The sequence below is a fragment of the Niastella sp. sgz303648 genome (genome assembly GCF_059587045.1).
This window is the reverse complement of the sequence record NZ_JCAPSW010000003.1, coordinates 535,835-558,892: the sequence shown is the minus strand read 5'-3', so window position 1 is coordinate 558,892 and position 23,058 is coordinate 535,835. Positions and strand designations below refer to the sequence as shown.

Here is a 23,058-nt window from a genome sequence, read left to right as displayed (position 1 = left end):
ATACCGTGTTTGTGCGCATATATTTCCTGCTTATTTGCTTTATAAACAATTAACGATCAGCCACAATAAAGCTGTTTTTGTTCGTTTACACATCAGAAATGCGCATAGCTTACACAAATTCATTTACCTGTTTAAATAGCATTCCCATTCTAAAAACCGCCTTTTAGAATAAATTGTTAATTCTAACCTTTTTAATGGCTTAAAATTTTCGGGTATTCGATGAAACCCGCGTTGCTGCATCCTTCCGGTGTGCTTTTGCGTCTACCAGCTACAACATGGCTGTTTTAAACAATTATTGGTATAGGCTTTGTCTAATTATACCTTTGTTTGCACCTAAGCCTGAAAATTTAGTACAATGAACCTGTTTTTGCGTTTATTGATTGTTCTGTTGTTCGCATCCTTTTCTTCGGTTGCCCAGAAATTGAAAAAAGCCGATAAGGCCGTGATTACCAACCTGCAGACGCATATTATGTATCTGGCAGATGATAAGCTGGAAGGCAGAAGAGCCGGCACTAACGGAGAAAAACTGGCCCGCGAATACATCAGCACCCAATTTCAAAAAGCCGGTCTTGAGCCTAAGGGCGAACAGGGCTGGTTTCAGCCATTTGAAATATACGATGGAAAGCAAATAGGCACTTCTACACTGTTGTACATAAACGATCGTGAACTGAAGTTACATGACGAATTTTTCCCTTTTGTGTTTAGTCCCAATTCAAGCATCGAAGCAGCTGTTTCTCCTGCATTAAAAGAAAAAGGCGTTCCCTGGTTCGATGATCTGAAAGACATTATAGAAGAAAACAAAGAAAACCCGCATTTTGATCTTACCGAAGCCATAAAAACCATTGCAGGCAAAGCTGCCGAAAAAGGCGCCACCGCTTTATTTGTTTATAACAGTTCAGCAATAACCGATCACCTGCAGTTCGACGGTAAAGACAATTCGCGCCCGGTTGTTATTCCGGTTATTTACCTTACCGCAAAAGCACGCCAGCAGTATCTTTCCGATGAATCGGCCACGCTCGATATTCGTTTAAAAACTTCTATAGGCGATAAAAAAAGAACCGGCAATAATGTTATCGGTTTTATTAATAACGGTTCCGCCAGTACGATCATTATCGGCGCGCATTACGATCACCTCGGTTATGGGGAAGATGGAAATTCTCTGCTTCGCACCGGTGAACACCTGATACACAACGGAGCCGATGACAACGCAAGCGGAACAGCCGCTTTGATTGAACTGGCCAGGATATTAAAGCTGTCGAAAGACAAGAACAACAACTATGCATTTATTGCCTTTTCGGGCGAAGAGCTTGGCTTGTTTGGTTCAAAATATTTTACCGAGCATCCTACCATTAACCTGCAATCGGTAAACTATATGGTTAATATGGATATGGTTGGACGTTTGAACGATACTACAAAATCGATCACCGTTGGCGGATATGGCACTTCACCTTCCTGGGGCAATGTATTTACTACACTCAGCAAACAAAAATATTTCAATATTAAATTCGACTCAAGCGGCACCGGCCCCAGTGATCATACGTCGTTTTATTTAAAGAGCATACCTGTGTTGTTTTTCTTTACCGGTTTGCACAGCGATTACCATAAGCCTACCGATGATTACAACAAGATCAATTATACCGGCGAAGCCATTTTGATAAAATATATCGAAAGCCTTATTGATGCAACCAACGATAAAGGCAAACTGGCGTTTCAAAAAACCCGTGAAACATCGTCGGGCACAACCGCCCGCTTCAATGTAACCTTAGGCATTATGCCCGATTATACTTTTTCGGGTACCGGCGTTCGGGTAGATGGCGTTAGCGATGGAAGACCGGCCCAAAAAGCCGGTATTCAAACCGGGGACATAATTGTACAACTGGGCAGTTACGATACTACTTCGCTCGAAACCTATATGCAGGCGCTATCGAAGTTCAATAAAGGCGATAAAACAACGGTTAAGTACAAAAGAGGCGAAGAGACGAAGCAAAGCGACGTTCAATTTTAAGCTATACCTTTGCGCCAATATAGCGGCATGAAACTTAAGCTCGACCTGGATGATCTGGCCAATGATTTTTTCGACAATACCCGACTGATCGGTATTGTGGCACCTCTGAAGAGTTACCAGTTTAGCTGGAACCTGAACCATTTACTACACTTTGATTTTCGTATTAACAACGATATAGAAATTCAGCTGTTCAAAAAAAACCGCCGCTACTATTTCTCTGTGTTTGAATACCGCGAACCCGTAGATAGCCTGGTACATTATTTATATAATAATCAATTTGACGGCGAATACCTGTTGCCCGAATTCAGGCATCTTGACTTTTTATGGCTGATGAAGGGCGATACCGTTCCCGATGCATTTCTGCATCAGATCATGGAATCGGTAAAGTCGATTTCGGGTGTGCAGTTAGTAATGGAACTAACGAATGAGAAGATAAAGAATAAAGGACACCTGATTTTTTAAATATTGAATGTTGAATATCGAATGTAGAATGTTGAAGGGAGTTGAAAAGTTAACAGGTTAATAGGTTAAAACGTATTAGAGACTATAAATCGCGGAGCAACCAAAAACAATAAACCAGAAACCATAAACTAATCATATGTGGAAAGAAGAAAACGATAAACTATACCGGAAGTTTGAATTTAAAAACTTTTCCGAGGCATTTGCTTTTATGACACGTGTGGCGCTGGAAGCCGAAAAAATGGACCATCATCCGTTATGGACGAATGTTTGGAACACCGTGGAGATCTGGTTAAATACCCACAGCGCCGGCAACGTTGTTACCGATAAAGACCGGCAACTGGCAAAGAAAATTGATGCGCTGGTGAAGTCCTGAGCGTAGTCGAAGGATGCATTTAAGATCCTGAGCGCAGTCGAAGGATCGAATACGAAAGGCCCCTTCGACTGCGCTCAGGGGCGCAGAATAACGCTTCGACTACGCTCAGCATTACACCCTGCGCCAAAACCTCACCAATGCCGCCAGAGATACCAGCGTCCAGGTTGCTTCGAGCAACACAAACGGCAGGTAGTGTATAAGGTATGAAGCGAGACAAGCCAAACCGGCGCCGGCAATATTTAAAAGAATATACAGCAGGCCGTCTTTTGAAATTTTGCCGGCCAGGTTCAGTAAGTATGCAAGTAATAAAATAAAAACACCGGTAAACCCTATCCAGTCATTAAAAGCTAAATGCATGACTAAAGGTAGTTGTAAGTTATAAGTTTTATGTTCTATGTTCTTGGTTGGGGAGCCTCGTTGCATTTATACCTCTATGCCTTTGTGCTTTGTATTCGCTCTACCTTAAACTATTAAATATGAAACGTAAGCACCTGATTTACCTCACTATAACTGCATCTGTTGTTCTGGCTTCCTGTACGGGCAGCGATAAAAAAGCGCCCGGCGAAACCACAACAACAGATTCAATTGAATCGCCAATCATCGATACAGCTTTTGCTGTTGAAACCATCGATACATTTAATACCACCGGTTTTTCGACCTACGCCAAACAACGGGCAAAGCAGTTCGACTGGAGTAAATTCAGGATGACAAACACCTGGACAGACGATTCGCTGCTAACAATGCCCTACAAGCCCGATAAAAAGTATTATGAAGCTTATGGCCGCTTTTTAAAATACTCGCCCGACAGTTCTTATTTCATCGACCTGGATAGTTATAATGTAGATATAAGGAAAGATAAAAAAGGTCGTTGGATAGGCAGTTCAATTGGCCCCGATACCGAAGTAAGCTTATACGATAGAAAAACGGGTAAAAAAACACGGCTGTTGTTTATGGGCCCCGGCAATTCGGTAGAAGATGGATTATGGCTCGATAACGAAAATCTTGTTTTAATGGGCGTACAGGATAATGGCAGCCCTAACGGAAAAACAGCTGCAGTATGGCGTTTTCATGTGCCCACCAAAACCTTTTATTTATACGAACTGCACGATGCTACTACAGCCCGGCAAATTATGGGCTACTGGAAAAATGAGCGGTTGAAAGGTATTGTACAGCAGTAGCATAAAAAAACCATCACTTGTGTGATGGCTTTTTATTATGTCTTGGAGCAGATCCCAGTCAGCCGTTCATGCTGGCCAGAAACTCGTAGTTGTCTTTTGTACCGCGCATCCGTTTCAGCAATTCATTCATCGCTTCTTCGGTATTCATATCGGTTAAATATACGCGCAACAGGTTCATGCGTTGCAATACATCTCTTTCGAGCAACAGGTCGTCGCGACGGGTTGAAGAAGCTACCAGGTCAATAGCAGGGAATACACGCTTGTTGGCCAGGCGGCGATCGAGCTGTAACTCCATGTTACCGGTACCTTTGAACTCTTCAAAGATCACTTCATCCATTTTTGAACCTGTATCGATCAATGCAGTTGCAAGAATGGTTAATGAACCACCGTTCTCGATTTTACGGGCAGCACCAAAGAATTGTTTGGGCTTTTGCATGGCGTTGGCTTCAACACCACCCGATAATACTTTACCCGATGCAGGCGCCACTGTATTGTGCGCACGGGCCAAACGGGTTATTGAGTCAAGTAAGATAACAACATCATGACCGCACTCTACCAGGCGTTTTGCCTTTTGTAAAGCAATGGTCGACACTTTAACGTGCTTTTCGGCAGGTTCATCGAAGGTAGAAGCAATTACCTCGGCACGTACGCTGCGTTCCATATCGGTAACTTCCTCAGGACGTTCATCAACCAGTACCACCATCAAATAACATTCAGGATGGTTGGCGGCAATAGCATTGGCTACTTCTTTCAGTAATACCGTTTTACCGGTTTTAGGCTGTGCAACAATCAATCCGCGTTGACCTTTACCAATGGGGGTAAATAAGTCCATGATACGGGTGCTATATTGATTGGGAACAGTAAACAGGTTTAACTTTTCGTATGGGAACAGTGGCGTAAGGTAATCGAACGGCACACGGTCACGTACATCTTCGGGTTGTTTGCCATTGATGGTTTCTACTTTCAGCAGTGCAAAATATTTTTCACCTTCTTTGGGAGGACGAACAGCTCCGTAAATGGTGTCGCCTGTTTTTAAACCAAACAATTTGATCTGTGAAGGAGAAACATAAATATCATCGGGAGAAGAGAGATAGTTGTAGTCGGAAGAACGCAGGAAGCCATATCCATCGGGCATCATTTCCAATACGCCCTCGGCCATAATAACGCCGTCAAATTCAATGTTAAAGGCACTTTCGCGACGATGAGGATATGATTTATGCTGTTGTTCAACAGGCATCGGCTCTGCAATGCGCTCATTTTCCTGTACATTTACTTCATTTGTATCTTCTTCCTCTTCTTCTTCATCATCCTGTGAAGAAATTACTGCAATATCTTCATCATCATTGTCTTCATTCATTAATTGAGGTAATACGGGCGTTGATTCCTCTTCCTCTTCTTCTTCAGGCTCTGGTTTTTTACGCCCCTTACGCGCAGGTGCAGGTTTTTCAACCACTTTCTTTTTCGGCGCTTCTTTCTTCAGCTCTTTGCGAACTGGTTTTTCATCACCGCTTACTACATCAGCCTCTTCAGTAGCGTTAGCTGTAGTGGTTTTTACAATGCGTTTACGTTTACCTTTATCATCAGAAGTACCGTTTTTCGTAGCACTGGCCATAATAGCCTGTCTATCGAGGATTTTATATACGAGTTCCAGTTTATCTAACTTTTTCGCATTGGGTATTTTTAACTGTTCAGCAATATCTAACAGTTCTGGAACGAGCATGTCGTTCAATTGCATAATGTCATACATAAAATAACTTGTGAGTTAACACCTAATCAGACGAGCAAACCTTGTTCGTTGAAAATTCGTTTGAAAAAAAATTGAAATGAGTTTATATGCGTGGAATGAGATAAACTGATGAGCTTTGTGAGTATCGGGTATGACTTATCAGCCCTATTCCAATCACAATAATACGCCAAATTTACAAAAAGCAAAAATTTTTGGGGCCTATCCCGCTTTTCTGTCACTTTTTAACCCGGATCAACATTAAATCAGGGTTCATGGGTTACTTTTTTGCCTGCTTCCCCCTCCGTTCTTCCATTTTTTCTTACTGCTGCGGCTCTGTTTCGTTGAAAAATCTACAATCAGGCTTTGTGTAGGATATGCAAATTCGATTCCATGGTTGTGAATGCAGCACAAATATCACGAAATTATTTACATAACAATCATAATTTCCTTTAACGGTCACTTTTAAAAAGAAATTGTTCCAAATCGATCGCTGCAGCAGCAAAATGAACAGGAAAACAGGCTGATGTTGATGAATATTGTTAAAAATCAAGTCCCCCGGGCTTTTTACACCACCGGGCGTGGGTAACCGCACCTTTAGTTAATTGCAATAAACAACAGTCTTAATGCCCATATGTACTAACAGAGCATATGCCGAATGTGTTTACTAAAATATTCTTAAAATAATTAAAATATACCGGCTGTGTCGTCATGCACAACCAGTTTACCTTCTTCATAAAAGGGTAGAATATTGGCTACATCGGGGGTTAAGCAATAGCGTATATCTTTTTCAAGCCCAAAGCCCATCAGTCGCTGGTAATGGGTGGCATTCTGATCCTTTATAAAACCAAACATGTCGCTTTTGGCATTGCGGTACAGCGTTTCGGCTATGCCCGAAGTATCGCAATTAATGCTAAACTGTTGCTTTACGCGGTTAATAACAGCGCCGGCAAACAACATATCTTCCATATTTACGCGGTCTTTCCATGCCGCACAACCTAACAGTACCGGTTGTCCCTGTTTTACGAGGTAATCGCAAACAGCAGAAAGATTGGGAAATGAACCGGTTATAATATGCCCGGCGCCGCGGTCGAGGGCCATGTGCAGCAATTTGGTTCCATTGGTTGTTGTTAATACCAATGTTTTTCCACCAATAAACTCTTTTGAATATTCAAAGGGCGAATTACCGTACTCAAGGCCTTCGGCAATTTTGCCATCGCGTTCGCCGGCAGTAATGGCGTCGATCTTTTTTCCCAGTTCAATGCATTTGGCAACACTATCAACCGGAATAATGCATTTGGCACCATTGAATAAAGCGGTAGCAATAGTAGAAGTGGCCCTGAACACATCAATGATCACAACAATTGTGTTATTAAGATCATATAAATCAAGTAACGCAGGAGACGGAGAAGTGTATAGAGTAGGTTTGCTGTTCGACATATTTCAGATAAACCGCAAAAGTAATTAAATCAATAGACAATTGCCAATTGGCTATCGGCAAATTGTAGCCAGTTTTTTACTTGCTTATTGTCTATTGCCTATTGTTTATTGTCAAGAACATGCTGCCACTTGCTGCTTTCGGCATACTCTTTAATTACGCGGTTGCGTTGCTCGAGTAATTTTTCGAGATAGGGAAATACATACAGGTTGTTTATCAATCTTCCCAAACCACCGTAGCGGGTTTCGTAAGCGAAAACATCTATCATCAGTGTGCCATTGTCGATGGCTTTGAAATGATGTTCGTGCTTCATGCTTTTGAAATCGCCTTTTTTCATTTCATCGGTGAAAGAGAAGGGTCTTTCCATGGCAGTTATCTGTACCTGCAAAACGCGGGTTTTCATCAGGTGTTTTGCTTTCCAGGTAACAGTTTCATTCAATTTTATCAATCCTATAGTGGTACCTGCCACCGCTTCTTCGCGGTAATCAGACATTGATTTTTTGTGCAGTTCAATACTACGGCTTAAATCAAAAACTCTTTCAATTGGCGCGGCAATAAAGGTTGTTAAATGGATAATAGGCATACACAAACATCTTTTAGGATACGCTTGCCCAAAGCAGCAATAAGTAAGCCAGAGTAGGGTTATACCGCCAGAGCGGGGCAAGTTTCATGATTCAGATTGCGGGCGCAAGATACAGGTTGACGGCTTCAACATTAGGGGTGCAAATTCTTACTTTGGGGATATGTCCTCTGATTGTACACTGCGAAGAAAAATGTGAATGGTGAGTGGTGAATGGTGAATAGAGCCCGGGTAACTGAAATACTGTCTCCAACTGAGCCTGCCACTCACCGCTCACCACTCACCATTCACTAAAACGGGGGTTATACAAAAGGAAATTTAACCACTTTAGCTTTCAATTGCTTGTCGCGCACGGCGATATATATTTCAGTATCCAGTGCTGCATGGCTGGTATTTACATATCCCATTCCGATGGCTTTTTGCAAACTGGGCGCCTGCGTGCCCGAGGTTACAAAACCAATCATATTACCGCTTGCATCTTTTATTTCGTAATGGTGGCGGGGAATTCCTTTATCGATCATTTCAAAACCAACCAGTTTGCGCGAAACACCGGCGGATTTTTGTTTTTCAATAATGGGGCGGGCCGTAAAATCTTTGGTGAATTTGGTGATCCAGCCAAGGCCGGCCTCCAAAGGGGAAGTGGTATCGTCGATATCATTTCCGTACAGGCAAAATCCCATTTCAAGGCGAAGGGTGTCGCGGGCGCCAAGCCCAATAGGCTTCAGTCCCAGCGGACCACCGATTTCAAAAATCGCATTCCATATTTTTTCGGCATTGTCATCTTTATCTTCAAAATAAATCTCAATGCCTCCTGCGCCGGTATAACCTGTGGCGCTGATCACCACATTATCGATCCCGGCGAATTTGCCTTTGGCAAATGTGTAGTACTTTAAATTAAGAATATCTATATCCGTTAATGGCTGCAGTATTTTGGTGGCATTGGGTCCCTGAATAGCCAGTAAACAGGTTTTGTCGGAAATGTTATGCATTTCCACATTCTTTGTATTGTGCTTCGAAATCCAGCTCCAGTCTTTTTCAATATTTGAAGCATTTACCACCAGCATATATACTTTGTTTTCTTCGAGGCAGTAAACCAGCAGGTCGTCAACAATACCGCCCTGGTCGTTGGGCAGGCAGCTGTATTGGGCTTTTCCGGCAGTTAATTTCGAAGCATCGTTAGAAGTAACGCGCTGAATAAGATCAAGCGCATTTTCTCCTTTCAAAATAAACTCCCCCATGTGGCTAACATCAAATATGCCGGCATTATTGCGAACCGAAGCATGTTCGTCGTTAATGCCGCTATAGGATATAGGCATATTGTACCCGGCAAATTCGGCCATTTTAGCCCCCAGGGCAATGTGCTTTTGCGTGAAAGGAGTGTTTTTCATGTTCAATTTGTAGTTTTTGTTGGCCGCAAAAGTATTAAATATCGAATAATGAATATTAAATGTTGATTTTCGAAGTAAGGTGCCGGTCAGCGGCTTTCTAATTTCAACATTCTTCATTCAACATTTGATATTCGATATTAAAAATAAGGGCCCTTGAAAGGGCCCCTGTTGTTCCAACTTCAACCCCGCCTGCTGCCTCCTCCCGGCAAGCCGGGATTCAGTAAGCAGGTCGGCGGGGAAGAACTACTGAGATTTTGGGATTTTTGGGATTTTGAGATTTTTTTGATTTAAATCCAGAAATCGCAAAATCCCAAAATCTCTAAATGCTATTATACAGCGGTGGTGCTTTTTACAGTGGTCGTATCTTTTGTATTGCCGGGCTTGTTGTGATAACGGTATTTACCTGAAGAAGAATCTTTTTGGGGTGCGGCTTGCTTATCGTCGTGGCGATTCTCTTCACGGTTTTCATCTTCTTTATCTTCGTCTTTTTCCATTTCCTTATATTCTCCTCTTTTCAATGCTTCCTTATCAAGCTTCGATACCTGTTTTGGTCCATCGGGTGTCATAATATATTCTATGCCCGAATCAACCCAATAGGTATGGTTCCAGTTATCATCAATTTCAAATCCACCACGGCGGTTGTAGCGAACATCGAACCAGTTGTAATGCTTAACACTTTGATCTAAGAAAAACCTTTTACCTACCGGCACCTGCAGTATCATCAACACCTGCTGATTTCTGAACTTTTCAATTTTGCTGATAGCGAAGCCTTTGGGCAACATTAATATGCTATCGTTTTGTGTTGTTTGAAAGCTGATCTTTTCGGCAAGATTCCGGGCTACAACCTGATCATTACCACGGCTGAATTTCACTTTTGTTACATGAAAATTGTTGTCGTTGCTTTTTACAACATCTACCCGTACGGTGTTGAGCAATAATGAATCGAGGTTAGATCCGTATAAAGGCCAGTCGCCGTCGCCGTCCCACTCGAACCAGTCGTTGCTGTAATAACGATAGTTAATATCATTGCTGGCAACATCAATGTACATTTTTCCATTGGCGGGTTGTATAATGGGCACGGTTTCTTCAACAAAACTTCTCGATTTAAAATTGCGGAATACTGAACCAGCGAGCAAAGCAGCGCTTACTATGCCAATAAACCATAAGGTGCCAAATACATAACCGAGGTAATGGTTTTTAGAGCGTACGCCCATAATGCGGCGAATTAACCAGGTTATCAGCGCAATTATTGGTATGCCCAGGAACAATAATAAGGTTAACCAGGCGAGTGAATTTTGCCAGAAGCCATCAAGGAAAAATTCTTTAAACGACATCAAGGGGGCGCCGCCAAACAAAAACGCCATTAATACACCAAACAGGGCCAGGGCCATTACACCAACAATGAACAGGAAGAATGCCTTGAACAATACGCCTATAATGTGCGCCAAACCACCGCCTGCCGAACGTGCCGTTGCCGAAGCTTCGGTTGTAAAGGTTTTAATGTGTTCGCTCTGGCCAAATTGTTTTGCTTTATCGCCAAATTGCTGTGCAGTTTGTTTTACTTCATTTCCCCAGTTTTGAGCTTTTGATTTGAAACTCTCGAGGTCGCCTTTTACGGTATCACGTATTGAGTTCAAATCAACGCGCTCCCCCCGCATTTCTAATTTTTCAGCTGCTGTAACGGCTACGGGCAGGGCAATCCACAAAACAATATAGCTTACAAATAAGGTGCTGCTTAATGAACCGGTTACTACTCTGGGTCCGATCCAGAAGTCCATATCGCCCCAGAACCAGTTAAATGATCCTGATAACAACCCTATGATCAAAGGAAGGGCAAATATTAAACGCGGCACCCAGGTGCTGATGTTGAAGTAGGCAGCCAAACCACCGCATACACCTGCAATTACTTTATCATCGGCACTGCGGTACAATCTTTTGGTGATGTTCGACTGAATCGATTGCGAAGGAACTGCCACCCACAAAATAAGGTAAACTAAAAAGCCCGATCCACCGGTGAACAGCAACACTACAAAAATAATTCGCATAATCACCGGATCGATGTGAAAGTAATTGGCAAGGCCGCTACATACACCGGCAATAATTTTATCATCGGCATTGCGAACCAGGCGGCCACGGCCTGGGCCGTACGACGAACCGGTTTGTGATTGCTGCGAATGTTGCTGACCGGCAGAGCTGCTTTGCTGAGGGCCGGCCCCAATGCCCCCTCCGGTAGAGGTGGTTTGGGCGCTCTCTTCTTCAAAATCTTCAGGACGGCCCATACTGGCAATTACAGCCTGTACATCGTCGTCGGTAATGCAGGTGCTGCCTTTTTTCAATCTTTCAGAAAACAATTCGGCAATGCGGCTTTCGATGTCGTTGATAATTTCATCACGGCCATCTTCATTCGCAAAGTACCTTCGTAAACTTTCAACATATTGTTTTAAAATATCGTAAGCAGTTTCCTCTATTGGAATAACCCTGCCCTGGAAATTTATATTTATGACCTTTTTCATGGTGAATAATATTTGTTGGTTGAAGTTTAGTTGTTGGGTTGGGTTGTTTCTGAAGGATATTCGGTGCTTTCGGGCGAGCTATTGTTGCCCGGACTCGAAACAAGCGATCCGCGTTTACTGGCCAGCGTATTCACCGCATTGGCCAGCTCGTTCCAGGTTGTTTCAAGCTCTTTAAAAAACTCTTCGCCTTTAGGTGTCAGCGAAAAGTATTTGCGGGGAGGACCCGAGTTACTTTCTACCCATCGGTAAGTTAGCATTTCAGCATTTTTCAACCGGGTGAGCAGGGGGTAAAGGGTACCCTCCAGGATCTGGAGATTTGCTCCTCTCATTTCATCCACAATATCACTCGGGTAAGCTTCCCCGCGGCGAATGATAGAAAGAATGCAAAATTCCAGTATCCCTTTCCGCATCTGACTTTGGGTGTTCTCGATATTCATGGCTATTCATTTTACAGACACCAATACGGTCTGTTCGGTATTTCTGGTTATATAATTATTTGCTGATGTTCCTTCTTCGGATAATGATTCACCTTCTTCGATAAGACGGTCTAAACCTACTTCTCTGAAAATATTGTCAAAAGTTTCATTGTTGCTACCACCCCTGATGATCACTTTATTGGCAGTTTGTTCCGACGCCATTAATACTAAGGTATCACGATTATCTTTTGCGCCCACCCAGGTATATGGTTTACCTGCAACAATCACCACCTCTGCGGGGTGCCCTGTTTGCCGGTGCATCTTTTTTGCACCTACGAGAACAAACAGGGCAAGTAAAATGGCTATACTTATTTGAATTGTCATGGCTACTGTGAAACCGGTTGTTTATTCCCTTTCACAACACAAATATAGGGTGGATTTTAGTACTATGCAACACATAGTACCATTTTAATTATGGTAATATTCATTAGTTGCTAATGAGCTTTACCAGAAAGCACTAATTATCAACAGCTTAGGATCAAGACAGGTTAATAGGGAATAAATATTGATTGTATGAACGGCTAAAAAACGAGGGTAAACGGCGCCGACTGAGATTTCCGGATTTCGGGATTTCTGAGATTTGGGGATTTCAACCATAAGATGGAACGGTTTAGTCATAAGATTGCACCAATCAATCATGAGTTGAACGGCTCATGTATGAGAGTGTACAAAGTAACCATGATGGTGAACGGTTTATGTATGAAATTGAACCATGTAACCATGAGATGAAACGGTTCATGTATGAGATTGAACCAGGTAACCATGAAATGGAACGGTTCATGTATGAGGTTGAACCATGTAACCATGAGATGTGACGGTTCATGTTTGAAATTGAACCATGTAACCATGAGATGAAACGGTTCATGTATGAGATTGAACCATGTAACCATGAGATGGAACGGTTCATGTATGAAGTTGTACCAGGTAACCATGAAATGGAACGATTCATGTATGAGATTGAACCATGTAACCATGAGATGGAACGGTTCATGTATGAAATTGAACCATGTAACCATGAGATGGAACGGTTCATGTATGAGATTGCACCAATCAACCATGAAGTTTATGAGATCACGTGTGAACTCGCTCACTTCAACCATGAGATTGAAGAGTTCATGGTTGTTTTATTCCAGATGCAGATTAAATGATTTTGAGATTTCGAAATTTTGGAATTTCGGGATTTAAATCAATAAATCTCAAAATCCCAAAATCAGAAATTTATAGAGGGAGGTAAAAGAATAAGCGGGCCTGGTTACCGCAGCGTGCAAATATTCTGCACCTGCAAACCACCATTGCCTTCTACGGTCAACTTAACAGGTTTGTTTTGGCCTGGCCCCGCGGCCGAAAAGTTCAGCTGCACCTCATTGGTGCCTTTTTGCAAAGGAATGCGGGTATATAATATAGTATGCGGCAGGCTTTGCCAGTTTCGGGTATCGGCCTTTTCCGAAGCCAAACTAAACATTTGAATGGCCAGGGCCATCGCCTCTTTTTCGTTCTTATTCTTATCGTCGCTTTTAGGACGAGCCGCAACTTCGGCCAGCTTTTTAATGGCCAGCCGGCTCAACGTTTTGGTCATTTCTTTCAGAAATCTTTCTTTCAACGTGGCAAACGCGAGGTCATTGATGTTTTCGGCGTTTTCAAAATTGTATGTTGTATTATTTACCGAAACAGATCCATTGGTATAAAACAGCGGCTGTTCAAGATATTTGGGAAACGCAACACGAAGCGACCGCAGTTCTTCGGCCTTTATATTATCCTTATTAAAGTTATTATCGAAAATAAAAGGCACATTCACGGAACCCGATTCATCGGTAAAAATAAAATTCCCCACCCCATCTTTATTAAGCGCAAATACCAGGTTCTGTTCCTGCTTAACTGGCGCCAGGCCGTTTTCCCAGAAGATGATCAGTTCACCGCCCGGCGATTTTTGATCAGGTTGCGGAGAGGTATTAAGCAGTTGCGAATAGTGTTGAACTTCATCTAAAAAACCATTGGCAGCAGCGGTGCGCAATACATCTTTTTTAAGCTGATCGGGCAGCCCTACCCCATACCAGGTTTTGTTGTTCTTTAAAAACAAATCGGTTGCACTGCGGTACGATATAAAAGCGTTGTTCATATCGCCGCTCTGTTCATAAATAATGCCCTGCAGCATTTGCGAAAATGCATCATCCGAATAACGGTTGGCACTATTGCCGGTTTTATCCTGCTGCGCATAACTGGTTAGTGAAATGCGGCGCGCTTCAACCATTGCTTCGCTGGGTTGTCCCAGGCTCAGATAATTCAGGGCTTTGTAATAATGCACCATGAATTTTTCAAAATCTTCGCCTTTATAGGTTTCCATCATAGGGTTCAGTAAAGTACCCAATGCCACATCTTTAGCCGAAGTGCGTGCATCTTCGATAAACAGATCTGCTTCGTTAAAATAAAGGTTGCTGCTGTCGTATTGTTTGAGCAGATGCGCCATTTTCCCCTTTTCGAACAGGTATAACAAGCGGTTGCGTTTGCGTGTCAACAGCTTATTATGATCAAGCGACGTAAAGGCTTTTTCGTATTGGTTATTAACAACCTGTTCGTAATAGTTACCTATGCGATTATTATACGTTGCGCAGGAGAACAACAGGAACATCAGTAACACAACAGCTATCGCCCTTATCATATGGTGTGATGATAAAGCCATGCCAGGTATATTACGGATACGGTAGATAGAACAAATTAATTTTTCACGTATTTGGCTATCTTTTTATCACCTATCCAAACCACTTCATTGCTTTGAATGTTGGTGAGCTCCAGATCAACCTGATAATACACCACTTTACGGCGTTTTTGCGAATCAACGATGGAGTTAATAGAACCTTGCAGAATATAATCGGCGCCTTGTTCAAGGCCAAATTTTTTCATGCTCGATACAGATGCGTTGGTTTGCTGGTCGGCTTTTTCGGCACGCAGTTCATCTCTTTTTTTGCCACCCTGCACCAGCCTTACACGGCCCGATTTAATAAAAGACGATTCAACATCTTTTACAAAAGTTTCGGCCTCGATATGCTCATGGCTTTTATTGGTTACGAAGCCAACAATGACTACAGGTTTTTGTCCGCCATGCGCTTCCTGGTGATCGCCCACCCATTTTTCGCGTAAAATTGTTTGAATCATTTCTTCGGCAACAAGGCGTGAATCGGTATTATTCCAGCGGCCACTTAAATCAACCTGTTCACCGGGATCAATACGGGTTACTTTATGCGAACAGGCACCCAATGTTATAACCATCAGGGCCATAACAGCGATGAAAATTTTTTTCATTGTGATACTTTTAAAGGGATATGATAACTTGAAATATGGTATTTGCACTTTGGCATTTATGTAGCACATTATACAATTGTGCATTCCTGAATGTTGACAGGCATTTTTATTAACGGGTTAACCACCAGCCAACAGAAGCTGCCAGCGGAACCAGGTTCCAGTAGTTATTCCGGCTCCATCCATAACCATAGTGGTAATTATGATAGGGATGGTAATAGTAGTTATAGTTACCGTAGTAACCGGGGTAATAATTACTGTAGTCGTTGTAATACCAGCCGTAGCGGGCTCTTTCGAGGCGCAGTTCGCGGCGGAAAGCCCGGCGTTGTTCGCGCGCTTCGCGGCGGTCGGCCAGCCAGTCGATGGCTTTATAGGTTTCCTGAGGTGTAGTTCCGTGCAGACTGTTTAACGAGTCGGCCATTTGGGTATATTTTGCTTCGCTGATGAGGTAGTTAGGATTTTGATCCTGAACCAACCCTGTTTGCGACATACTCCAGGTGGCTATAAGCATAGCCAGCGGCAATAACAATAAGTTATAAAGTACATTTCTTTTCATTTGATTGGTTTTTGCAGTTTTCGATGGGTTGTTTAAGAACGAAGAGCACCATACATTAATTATTTTCCTACTGAGATAATTATTTTATGTCTGGCCACTCCGGTGTCATTTTCTTTGAATGATCAATTGACACAACTAAAGTAATATCCATTCCGTTAAGTAGGAGTTAAATAAAAGAGCCGACTATAATCGGCTCTTTTACAAGTAATTACTTTTTAAGTCCTATTTCTCTTAGTCGTTCATCAAGGTATTCGCCGGCCGTAGCATCGGGGTAAGCTTTGGGATGATTAGCATCGATACAGCTTTCGAGGCATGCCAGGCTCATTTCGCTTTTTGGATGTAAGAAGAAGGGAATGGAATATCTTGAGGTATTCCACATTTCACGGGGTGGGTTTACAACCCTGTGTGTAGTTGACTTCAGTTTATTATTGGTAAGCCGCTGCAACATATCGCCTACATTCACCACTATTTGTTCGGGCAATGAGGTTACGGGTACCCATTCGTTTTGTTTGGTTAGAATTTGCAATCCATCGGCCGAAGCGCCTACCAGCAAGGTGATCAGGTTAATATCTTCGTGCTGTTCGGCCCGAATAGCCGATTTGGGCTCCTGTGTAATGGGCGGATAATGAATGGCCCTTAAAATTGAATTGCCATTATGAATGTGTTTATCAAAATAATGTTCATCTAACCCAAGGTACAAGGCAATGGCCTGCAATAAAGCTTTGCCTGATTTTTCAAATCCTTTGTAGGCTTTGGTGAATGTTGAATTAAAAGCAGCAACATCTTTTACCTGCACATTATCGGGATATTCACTTTTAACCGGGTCATTATCTTCTACAATTTGTCCGAACTGAAAAAACTCTTTCAGGTCTGGTGCATCGCTGCCTTTTGCATGTTCTTTACCAAAAGAAGTATATCCGCGCTGGCCGGCCAAACCGGGAATTTCATATTGCCTTTTTGTATCGCCGGGAAGGGCAAAAAACTGTTGCACATATTTGTACAGGTCGGCGATTAGTTCATCGGGAATGCCATGATTTTTTACTGCCACAAAACCAACATCTTCATACGCTTTTCCGAGTTGATTTACGAAGGCTTGTTTTAATTGAGGATCGCCTGATAAAAAGTCGGCCAGGTTTACTACCGGTATTGCCATAAATTTTTTTTAACGGTTAATACAATCAATTACCCTGATATTCCTTGCAGGAAGTAAATTACAATATACGAAACATGGTAATGGCAGCAAAATTTGCAAAATAAATTGTGGAACAGGATAAATCAAATAATGTAATTTTATCAATTGCAAATGCCTAACCGAAACTTTATATCGATGAGTTCCCGGGTGAACTTAAACAAAGACCTTTTCAATAATATTCTGCATTATTTTTTTCAAAAGAAGAACTGCGAACACAAATTTCATTCTTTTAATAAAGCTTATTAACCACCATGTCGCTATCAGCTATTTCCGACAAGAGCAATTTCACGTCTGTGGCTTCGGGTATTAAACAATTTCAGTATTTTCTTTCCCGTAAAGATGTTTCCCTATGTTGTTTTATATTGGCAATTTGTATTAAACTACTTTTAACCTATGTTTATTATCATGTAGATAGTGACAAGCTTTTTCAGGCAATAGCCGGAAAAAATTTTGTTGAGGGACATGGGCTCACCATCAAACAGGTTCATGCAAACAATTTAACGAAAGAATATTATGAGCCCCTGGTTGGCTGGCCGCCGGGCTATTCAGTAGTATTTGGGATTATTTATAAGCTGGTGAATGATATTGACATGAGTTGTTTAATAATCGACTTTATTTTCATTATATTGTTTATTATAATTCTGCGAAAATTATTCAACCAGCTCGGTTTTCCGTTATATCTGAGCAATTTGCTACTGCTATTTAATAGTTCATTAATACCCACTTACATAACCCAGTCAACGCCCACTGATTTAATTACGCTGGTGCTGAGCATTTACAGCAGTTATTTTTCAATTGAATTGATTAAAAAAGAAAAGGCTGTACCTACCCTGATATTGCTGGCTTTTTTAAATTTTATTCCTGCCTGGTTCAGATACGTGTACATTCCCGTAACATTTGTGATCCCTGCTTTTTTTATATGGAATGGATGGATGAAAAAAAATAAGCGATTGTTACTTTATGGATCAATAATACTTGCTGCCGGTATTATAAGTACTATAGCTTTACTCGCCTTACAAAAACCGTATGGAACAAATGTAGACTATGTACCAATGGGTGAAAGTGGTATTTTCTGGTCAAATTTATTAAAGCTGTATCCCATATTATTTTCGGCTTTTATAAACACAGAATTTTATGCATTGCAGCTTAGTTCATTTACAGGAGTTACTTTTATTACCTGGATGGAGGTAATGAAATGGATAAACCTCGTTTTGATTAACATTTTGTCAGGTTGGTTCCTGTTTTTTTCTTTTAGAAGAAAATGGCTGGCCGCTTCTGCCTGGCAGACTTTTATACTGATAGCCGGACTTACAGGATTGGCGATATTCGGCGCACTCGCCTACATGTCGCTAACACATAGTGCTTATTATGCTCCTCCCAGGCAAGCTGTATGGACGTATCTTAGCGAAGACCGTTATTTTATTTTAATTGAGTTATTTATAGTTATCATTACCGCGAAATGGTTGTATGTGAACCAGAAAGTTTCTTTTAAACTCAAAAAATTGCTGCAATGGTTATTCTTACTGGTGTTTTCGATAGGTTTTTTGCACAGCATTTATTTTCTGGGAAAGAAGTATATATTTGGCCAGAGAAACTTTTCACATATAGCATTATCCCATAGAATGACGGCTTATATTGATGAAGTTATCAAAGAAAATAAAACGAAAGGTATTGATGTTGTGGTTACAGCAAATACAACACTGGCTAATCGGGCGGTTTTATCGGGCGGAAAAGCTTTGTTCGAAACAACTAAATTAAATGATACAGTATATTCAGACCGACCTGTTAGATTGATTGCGATTTTTAAAGGAAACCCTTCCTCATTTTATAAACCCTTTACTGAAAAGCATGAAGTAATAGAAGAAACCCGCATCGGCCCATTGAATTTTTATTCGTACTTTATTAATCCTGACACAACTACTTCTAAATGAATCCGGGTACAGTTCTATCACTGTTAAAATATAATAACCCTGTTATCACAAACTGCCGATAAAAAAATAGTTGCCATAATACCTGTATACAACGAAGCACAGGTAATACGGAATGTTATTGCGTCGCTGTTAAAAGTTGTTAATGCAATAATTATTGTCGATGACGGATCAGCAGAACCAATACGAAAAAGCATAGCCGATTTTCCTGTTACCGTTTTACGACACCGCGCCAATCTTGGGCAGGGAGCTGCTTTACAAACAGGATTTTTGTATGCCAGAAAACTGGATGCTGATATTGTTATTACATTCGATGCCGACGGCCAGCATAGCGCCGAAGATGTGGCTGGTTTAATTGCCCCTATTGTGCAAAACCAGGCCGATATTGTGCTGGGATCGAGGTTTTTGTCCGAAAGCCAAACCCGGCTTGCCTTTTCAAAAAAAATGGTACTGCAAACGGCCCGGTTTATTAATTTTTTACTTTCCGGGGTATTGCTCAGCGATGCCCATAACGGATTGAGAGCGCTGAATAAAACAGCTCTTGAAAAAATCGATCTTACCGAAAACCGCATGGCGCATGCCTCGGAAATATTATTCGAAATTAAAAAGCATCAATTGCGGTATAAAGAGGTACCGGTATTAATAAAATATACCGATTACTCAAAACAAAAAGGGCAGGCAGGCCACGACAGCATTAAAGTATTATTTGATTTAGTTTTACATAAACTTTTTAAATGAGCGGCATTCAACTGGTTTTGGTAACAGGCTTTATTTTTATAGGCCTGTATTTTTTAATACGACTGAAAAAGCGATTACTCGATATAATATTGCTTTTTTTAATGATCGCCGCTGCAATTGTGTTTGTTCTTTGGCCCGGTGCAACCAATATTATTGCCAATACGCTGGGCGTAGGGCGTGGCGCCGACCTGATCTTTTACCTGAGCATTCTTATCTTTTGGTTTGTGGCGTTAAAATTATATTCCCGCATACGTAAGCTGGAGCAGCTGTTTACAGAAATTGTTCGGAAAGATGCACTCAATAATGCCAAAGACCTGAACAATAAAGAATCCATTGAAAATAAATGAAAAAGGCTACCGATAACGAAGCTTACTTACTTTCCTATTACCTCACTAATCGAACACCAACTGCCGTGGTAATAAGATTGTATAATGAAGCCATACAAAAATTACACATCGAATTTAATGCAAGACAAAAAAGGGTCTGGGAATTTTGTATTAAGCATCCATGGGCTTTGAAATTTATTGATGCAGCAATGGCAATTGGCGATCAATACCACCCTGTTCGTAAACGGATTTTTATTATGCTGGCCGTCCTTGAAACCCAGCGTGATTATAATGATGCTTTTTTACCAACCAAACGGTCGGTACTTTATATTTTTTATCTGTTATTCCGCCTGGTAAAAGCAAGTGTGAAAATGGTGATTGGTAAAATATTATTATGGTTTATTTAAAAGAAACACTGTTCGACTGTATCATTATCGGGTCAGGGCCTGCAGGAGCCATGTGCGCACAAACAATAACAGAAGCAGGATGGAAAACTTTATTAATAGACGCCGGATTTACATACAACCAGCCCGACCCTATTAATGATACGTTTAACTTTCATAATATCAGAACAACTCACAGAAGTCAGGAAGATATTTTTTTGGGAAAAAATTTCGAAGGAATAGATTGGGGACCTACAAAAACCGGAAGCCAGTTAACGCCAGCAAGAAAATATATAATTGACAGAGTACATGAATTACTTCCTTACCAAACAAGCAGCTTTTTTCCTTTTGAAAGCCTGGCCTATGGCGGATTAGGAAGTGCGTGGGGATTAGGATGCTGCACGTTTTCAAATGCCGAACTGGAAAAAGCACATTTGCAGCCCTCTTTTATAAACAATGCCTATCAGGTAATAGCAAACAGAATAGGCGTTTCTTATACACCGGATGATATCGAAGCTTATACGATGCCCGGTATTGAAAACCTTCAACCGGCAATTTGTGTTGATGATAATGCACGCCTTATTCTTGAACACTACCGAAAACAACAATTCGCGATCCGGCAGAAAAATTTTTCCCTCGGCATCCCGGCTCTCGCTTTACTTACCGCCAATAAAGATCATCGAAAAGCAACAGATTATTCCGATATGGATTTTTACCATAATCAGGGATTATCGGCCTGGCGCCCTTCTGTTACCATTGATGAACTTAAAAAAGCCGGCAACTTTGCCTACCAATCAGGCATTTTGGTTACCTCGTTTGAAGAAAGGGAAAACATTGTTTATGTATCAGGCTTTATAATTAATACAAATGAGCCGATTACTATTAAGGCTAAAAAACTGATCATTGCAGGTAGCGTATTAGGAACCGCCCGTATAGTCATGCGATCATTTAAAAAACAGAACCATAATTTGCCTTTGCTTTGTAACCCGTATTCATATACCACCTGTTTGCTTTGGAAACGATTGGGCAAACCCGGTTCGCCAAAACGAACCAGTACAGCGCAGTTGTCACTTTTTCACGACAGCAATAATACCAATTCAAATGTAGCTATGGCATCATTGTATTCCTATAGTTCATTATTGCTTTACCGCGCTATAAAAGAAGTGCCATTGAATTTTAGAGATGCTTTAAAACTAATGCAGTATCTCATGCCAGCCATTGTTATTGCAGGTGTTCATCATCCCGATAAACCCGCAAAGTCAAAATATATTCAATTGCGACCTGAACCCGGTAATTTAACCGGCGATGTATTATATGCGCATTACGAGCAGGACTTTGAAGAAACAAAAGCGATTCAACAAAGAGAAAAATTATTTTCACAGGTGTTTCGCACACTGGGATGCTGGCCAATTAAAAAAATAAAACCGGGTTTTGGCGCCAGCGCTCATTATGCAGGCAGTTTACCTTTTTCAACAAAAGAAGTTTTATTTACCCTTCAACCAAACGGACGTTTATCTTTAACAAAAAATGTATTTGTTGCAGATAGCTCAGGATTCAGATATTTACCTGCGAAAGGTATAACCTTTACATTAATGGCCAACGCACATAATACTGCATTAAACGTTTTACAAAATGAATAAACCGGTTATTGCCATAACGGGCGCTAATGGTTTTATAGGATATTCATTATTACAATACTTTTATGATTGCAGTTACCCGGTAATTGCATTGGTAAGAAGTTCTTCTTTTGAACAAACGTTTTTCGAAAAACGCTTTTTTGACCTTCAACAACAACCCGCTCCCAAACTGCTTGCGGGGGTTGATATTTTAATTCATTGCGCATTTATACCGTCGGATGTTAATGCGCAGGCAGAACAGTTAAATTATGAAGGAACAAAATCATTAATCAACTGCGCACGTATTAACGGGGTAAAAAAAATTATTTTCTTTTCAACTGTATCTGCACATGCTCAGGCAATTTCGGCCTATGGCAAAAGTAAGTTTATTATAGAAACACTTTTTGATACGCAAACCGATGTAGTATTAAAATGCAGTCTTGTAATAGGCAATGGCGGCCTGTTCCGGCGCTTGTTACAATACGCATTATCAAAAAGAATAATTCCCCTGATTGGTAATGGGCAGCAAACACTACAAATTTTTGCTATCGACGATGTTTTGAAAGCTGTAAAAACAATAATCGATCGTAATTTAACCGGACATTTTATTCTTTCTAACAGAGAGCAATTAACCTATCGATCGTTTTTTAAAGTTGTTGCACGTATACATAACAGGCACATATTATTTATTCCTGTTCCACTGGCCCTGTTACAGGTTGTTATTTATATTGGCGCCCTGCTCAAATTACCGCTTCCAATTAATAAAGACAACATCCAGGGTTTAAAAGCAATTCACTATCTGAACCCTGCCGACAGCTTAAATGAATTACAGTTATCCCCTCATTCGCTTGAAGAAACGTTAAAGAGCATGAATATATCCCTGTAAACA

General features: G+C 41.2%; 22 protein-coding genes. 10 read left to right on the top strand and 12 right to left on the bottom strand.

Going from position 1 to position 23,058, the window contains the following annotated elements; translation table 11 throughout:
• Window positions 1-355 precede the first annotated feature (355 nt).
• The 3 genes from AC59IL_RS11250 (at window position 356) to AC59IL_RS11240 (ending at window position 2,840) form a co-directional block, all read left to right on the top strand.
• The gene (locus AC59IL_RS11250; protein WP_496552218.1) at window positions 356-2,005 is read left to right on the top strand and encodes a M20/M25/M40 family metallo-hydrolase; all 1,650 of its coding nucleotides are present in this window, start codon (window positions 356-358) and stop codon (window positions 2,003-2,005) included.
• A gap of 27 nt (window positions 2,006-2,032) precedes the next feature.
• Window positions 2,033-2,467: an IPExxxVDY family protein gene (locus AC59IL_RS11245; protein WP_496552217.1), complete on the top strand. Its 435-nt coding sequence runs from the start codon at window positions 2,033-2,035 to the stop codon at window positions 2,465-2,467.
• Between the two features lie 136 nt (window positions 2,468-2,603).
• Window positions 2,604-2,840, top strand: a complete 237-nt coding sequence (locus AC59IL_RS11240; protein WP_496552216.1) for a 4a-hydroxytetrahydrobiopterin dehydratase — start codon at window positions 2,604-2,606, stop codon at window positions 2,838-2,840.
• A gap of 111 nt (window positions 2,841-2,951) precedes the next feature.
• Here AC59IL_RS11240 and AC59IL_RS11235 read toward each other — a convergent pair whose 3' ends face one another.
• A complete protein-coding gene (locus tag AC59IL_RS11235) occupies window positions 2,952-3,197 on the bottom strand; it encodes a CBU_0592 family membrane protein (RefSeq protein ID WP_496552215.1) in 246 nt (81 codons plus the stop codon).
• A gap of 119 nt (window positions 3,198-3,316) precedes the next feature.
• Between AC59IL_RS11235 and AC59IL_RS11230 the strand changes: the two genes are divergently transcribed.
• Window positions 3,317-4,018, top strand: coding sequence for a hypothetical protein (locus tag AC59IL_RS11230; protein ID WP_496552214.1), 702 nt, complete (start codon window positions 3,317-3,319; stop codon window positions 4,016-4,018).
• 58 nt (window positions 4,019-4,076) lie between these two features.
• Here the strand turns inward: AC59IL_RS11230 and rho are convergent, their stop codons facing one another.
• The 11 genes from rho to AC59IL_RS11175 all read right to left on the bottom strand — a co-directional run bounded on the left by rho (window position 4,077) and on the right by AC59IL_RS11175 (window position 17,139).
• Window positions 4,077-5,765, bottom strand: coding sequence for a transcription termination factor Rho (gene rho / locus AC59IL_RS11225; RefSeq protein ID WP_496552213.1), 1,689 nt, complete (start codon window positions 5,763-5,765; stop codon window positions 4,077-4,079).
• A 663-nt stretch (window positions 5,766-6,428) separates the two neighbouring features.
• Window positions 6,429-7,181, bottom strand: coding sequence for a 2-phosphosulfolactate phosphatase (locus AC59IL_RS11220; RefSeq protein WP_496552212.1), 753 nt, complete (start codon window positions 7,179-7,181; stop codon window positions 6,429-6,431).
• 98 nt (window positions 7,182-7,279) lie between these two features.
• A complete protein-coding gene (locus AC59IL_RS11215; protein WP_496552211.1) occupies window positions 7,280-7,762 on the bottom strand; it encodes an SRPBCC family protein in 483 nt (160 codons plus the stop codon).
• A gap of 299 nt (window positions 7,763-8,061) precedes the next feature.
• A complete protein-coding gene (gene gcvT / locus AC59IL_RS11210) occupies window positions 8,062-9,147 on the bottom strand; it encodes a glycine cleavage system aminomethyltransferase GcvT (protein WP_496552210.1) in 1,086 nt (361 codons plus the stop codon).
• A 329-nt stretch (window positions 9,148-9,476) separates the two neighbouring features.
• Entirely contained in the window at window positions 9,477-11,660 is a 2,184-nt protein-coding gene (locus AC59IL_RS11205; protein ID WP_496552209.1) for a PspC domain-containing protein, read from the bottom strand.
• A gap of 26 nt (window positions 11,661-11,686) precedes the next feature.
• A complete protein-coding gene (locus tag AC59IL_RS11200) occupies window positions 11,687-12,097 on the bottom strand; it encodes a PadR family transcriptional regulator (protein WP_496552208.1) in 411 nt (136 codons plus the stop codon).
• 6 nt (window positions 12,098-12,103) lie between these two features.
• Window positions 12,104-12,460 carry a hypothetical protein gene (locus AC59IL_RS11195; RefSeq protein WP_496552207.1) on the bottom strand — a complete coding sequence of 119 codons (357 nt, stop codon included), beginning with the start codon at window positions 12,458-12,460 and terminating at the stop codon, window positions 12,104-12,106.
• Window positions 12,461-13,388: 928 nt separating this feature from the next.
• Window positions 13,389-14,813, bottom strand: coding sequence for a COG3014 family protein (locus tag AC59IL_RS11190; protein WP_496552206.1), 1,425 nt, complete (start codon window positions 14,811-14,813; stop codon window positions 13,389-13,391).
• A gap of 35 nt (window positions 14,814-14,848) precedes the next feature.
• On the bottom strand, window positions 14,849-15,433 hold the full coding sequence (locus AC59IL_RS11185; protein WP_496552205.1) for a penicillin-binding protein activator LpoB: 585 nt from the start codon (window positions 15,431-15,433) through the stop codon (window positions 14,849-14,851).
• Between the two features lie 109 nt (window positions 15,434-15,542).
• Window positions 15,543-15,986: a hypothetical protein gene (locus tag AC59IL_RS11180; protein ID WP_496552204.1), complete on the bottom strand. Its 444-nt coding sequence runs from the start codon at window positions 15,984-15,986 to the stop codon at window positions 15,543-15,545.
• Window positions 15,987-16,194: 208 nt separating this feature from the next.
• Complete coding sequence (locus AC59IL_RS11175) at window positions 16,195-17,139, bottom strand: isopenicillin N synthase family dioxygenase (protein WP_496552203.1); 945 nt, start codon at window positions 17,137-17,139, stop codon at window positions 16,195-16,197.
• Window positions 17,140-17,429: 290 nt separating this feature from the next.
• On the opposite strand from AC59IL_RS11175, the gene AC59IL_RS11170 reads away from it, so the two are divergent.
• From AC59IL_RS11170 to AC59IL_RS11145, 6 genes are read left to right on the top strand one after another with little or no spacing between them, the layout of a single operon-like run.
• Window positions 17,430-19,109: a hypothetical protein gene (locus AC59IL_RS11170; RefSeq protein WP_496552202.1), complete on the top strand. Its 1,680-nt coding sequence runs from the start codon at window positions 17,430-17,432 to the stop codon at window positions 19,107-19,109.
• 30 nt (window positions 19,110-19,139) lie between these two features.
• Complete coding sequence (locus AC59IL_RS11165) at window positions 19,140-19,844, top strand: glycosyltransferase family 2 protein (RefSeq protein ID WP_496552506.1); 705 nt, start codon at window positions 19,140-19,142, stop codon at window positions 19,842-19,844.
• A complete protein-coding gene (locus tag AC59IL_RS11160) occupies window positions 19,841-20,191 on the top strand; it encodes a DUF2304 domain-containing protein (RefSeq protein WP_496552201.1) in 351 nt (116 codons plus the stop codon). Before AC59IL_RS11165 ends, AC59IL_RS11160 begins: the two co-directional genes overlap by 4 nt.
• Window positions 20,188-20,577 carry a hypothetical protein gene (locus AC59IL_RS11155; protein WP_496552200.1) on the top strand — a complete coding sequence of 130 codons (390 nt, stop codon included), beginning with the start codon at window positions 20,188-20,190 and terminating at the stop codon, window positions 20,575-20,577. The genes AC59IL_RS11160 and AC59IL_RS11155 overlap by 4 nt, the downstream gene beginning before the upstream one ends.
• The gene (locus tag AC59IL_RS11150; RefSeq protein WP_496552199.1) at window positions 20,565-22,193 is read left to right on the top strand and encodes a hypothetical protein; all 1,629 of its coding nucleotides are present in this window, start codon (window positions 20,565-20,567) and stop codon (window positions 22,191-22,193) included. Before AC59IL_RS11155 ends, AC59IL_RS11150 begins: the two co-directional genes overlap by 13 nt.
• On the top strand, window positions 22,186-23,055 hold the full coding sequence (locus AC59IL_RS11145) for an NAD-dependent epimerase/dehydratase family protein (protein ID WP_496552198.1): 870 nt from the start codon (window positions 22,186-22,188) through the stop codon (window positions 23,053-23,055). The genes AC59IL_RS11150 and AC59IL_RS11145 overlap by 8 nt, the downstream gene beginning before the upstream one ends.
• The last annotated feature ends 3 nt before the right edge of the window (window positions 23,056-23,058 follow it).

Coding starts and splice junctions, on each gene's coding strand:
- AC59IL_RS11145 (WP_496552198.1), top strand. CDS start 22,186: ATGAATAAACCGGTTATTGCCATAACGGGCGCTAATGGTTTTATAGGA.
- AC59IL_RS11155 (WP_496552200.1), top strand. CDS start 20,188: ATGAAAAAGGCTACCGATAACGAAGCTTACTTACTTTCCTATTACCTC.
- AC59IL_RS11160 (WP_496552201.1), top strand. CDS start 19,841: ATGAGCGGCATTCAACTGGTTTTGGTAACAGGCTTTATTTTTATAGGC.
- AC59IL_RS11240 (WP_496552216.1), top strand. CDS start 2,604: ATGTGGAAAGAAGAAAACGATAAACTATACCGGAAGTTTGAATTTAAA.
- rho (WP_496552213.1), bottom strand. CDS start 5,765: ATGTATGACATTATGCAATTGAACGACATGCTCGTTCCAGAACTGTTA.
- AC59IL_RS11250 (WP_496552218.1), top strand. CDS start 356: ATGAACCTGTTTTTGCGTTTATTGATTGTTCTGTTGTTCGCATCCTTT.
- AC59IL_RS11200 (WP_496552208.1), bottom strand. CDS start 12,097: ATGAATATCGAGAACACCCAAAGTCAGATGCGGAAAGGGATACTGGAA.
- AC59IL_RS11235 (WP_496552215.1), bottom strand. CDS start 3,197: ATGCATTTAGCTTTTAATGACTGGATAGGGTTTACCGGTGTTTTTATT.
- AC59IL_RS11195 (WP_496552207.1), bottom strand. CDS start 12,460: ATGACAATTCAAATAAGTATAGCCATTTTACTTGCCCTGTTTGTTCTC.
- AC59IL_RS11230 (WP_496552214.1), top strand. CDS start 3,317: ATGAAACGTAAGCACCTGATTTACCTCACTATAACTGCATCTGTTGTT.
- AC59IL_RS11180 (WP_496552204.1), bottom strand. CDS start 15,986: ATGAAAAGAAATGTACTTTATAACTTATTGTTATTGCCGCTGGCTATG.
- AC59IL_RS11205 (WP_496552209.1), bottom strand. CDS start 11,660: ATGAAAAAGGTCATAAATATAAATTTCCAGGGCAGGGTTATTCCAATA.
- AC59IL_RS11175 (WP_496552203.1), bottom strand. CDS start 17,139: ATGGCAATACCGGTAGTAAACCTGGCCGACTTTTTATCAGGCGATCCT.
- AC59IL_RS11245 (WP_496552217.1), top strand. CDS start 2,033: ATGAAACTTAAGCTCGACCTGGATGATCTGGCCAATGATTTTTTCGAC.
- gcvT (WP_496552210.1), bottom strand. CDS start 9,147: ATGAAAAACACTCCTTTCACGCAAAAGCACATTGCCCTGGGGGCTAAA.
- AC59IL_RS11170 (WP_496552202.1), top strand. CDS start 17,430: ATGTCGCTATCAGCTATTTCCGACAAGAGCAATTTCACGTCTGTGGCT.
- AC59IL_RS11220 (WP_496552212.1), bottom strand. CDS start 7,181: ATGTCGAACAGCAAACCTACTCTATACACTTCTCCGTCTCCTGCGTTA.
- AC59IL_RS11185 (WP_496552205.1), bottom strand. CDS start 15,433: ATGAAAAAAATTTTCATCGCTGTTATGGCCCTGATGGTTATAACATTG.
- AC59IL_RS11215 (WP_496552211.1), bottom strand. CDS start 7,762: ATGCCTATTATCCATTTAACAACCTTTATTGCCGCGCCAATTGAAAGA.
- AC59IL_RS11150 (WP_496552199.1), top strand. CDS start 20,565: ATGGTTTATTTAAAAGAAACACTGTTCGACTGTATCATTATCGGGTCA.
- AC59IL_RS11190 (WP_496552206.1), bottom strand. CDS start 14,813: ATGGCTTTATCATCACACCATATGATAAGGGCGATAGCTGTTGTGTTA.